This window comes from Bradyrhizobium sp. NBAIM08, from assembly GCF_020193935.1.
Classification (GTDB): domain Bacteria; phylum Pseudomonadota; class Alphaproteobacteria; order Rhizobiales; family Xanthobacteraceae; genus Bradyrhizobium; species Bradyrhizobium yuanmingense.
The window spans coordinates 1-581 of record NZ_JADYVR010000082.1 but is presented as its reverse complement, the minus strand read 5'-3'; the positions used below and the strand labels follow the sequence as shown (position 1 = coordinate 581).

Annotated in this window: 2 protein-coding genes; one reads left to right on the top strand and one right to left on the bottom strand. The window is 72.6% G+C overall.

The window, feature by feature from the left end; translation table 11 throughout:
• The coding region (locus I6F37_RS38500) for a hypothetical protein (RefSeq protein WP_225154142.1) at positions 1-218 on the top strand (218 nt) is incomplete at its 5' end.
• 35 nt (positions 219-253) lie between these two features.
• Here the strand turns inward: I6F37_RS38500 and I6F37_RS38495 are convergent.
• The coding region (locus tag I6F37_RS38495) for a CoA transferase (RefSeq protein WP_225154141.1) at positions 254-581 on the bottom strand (328 nt) is incomplete at its 5' end.

The following is a 581-nucleotide window of genomic DNA, read 5'->3' as shown; positions in this document are numbered from 1 at the left end:
ACTGGGCCCCCTTCGGCGGCGAGATTCCGATCTGGCTCTCCCTGACCGTCATTCTCGTCACGCTCCTGGTGACCACGGTGGCGAGCCTGGTGAAGTCGCGCTGGGACGAAGACAACTCCCCGGTGATCGACGACGCCACGACCGCCGACCCGACGACCGACGAGCCGTCCGACGAGGAGCTGACCCAGGCCGCGAAGCCGGTCGACGAGCGCCCCTAGCCGGCCGCGGCAGCCACGGCCGGCTCCGGGTCGCCTCAGGCCGCGAGCCGCTGCTGCCCGGTGGCGGGCTCGATCGCCTCGGCGACCAGCTCGGCGACGTTCGCCATGCGGTCGTCGTTGGTGGCGAAGCGCGGGTCCTCGACCAGCTCGGGCCGGCCCACCCCGCTGCACAGCCGCTCGAACAGCTTCTGATTGTTGCCGCCGACGGTGATGTGGCCGTCGCCCGTGCGCAGCGCCTGGTAGGGCGCGGTCAGGCGGTGCGCGGAGCCGAGCTTGCCCGGCACGCGGCCGGTCGCCCACAGCTCCGCCGTCTCCCAGATCGAGAGCGCCAGCGCGCCCTCGAACAGCGAGGTGTCGACGTAC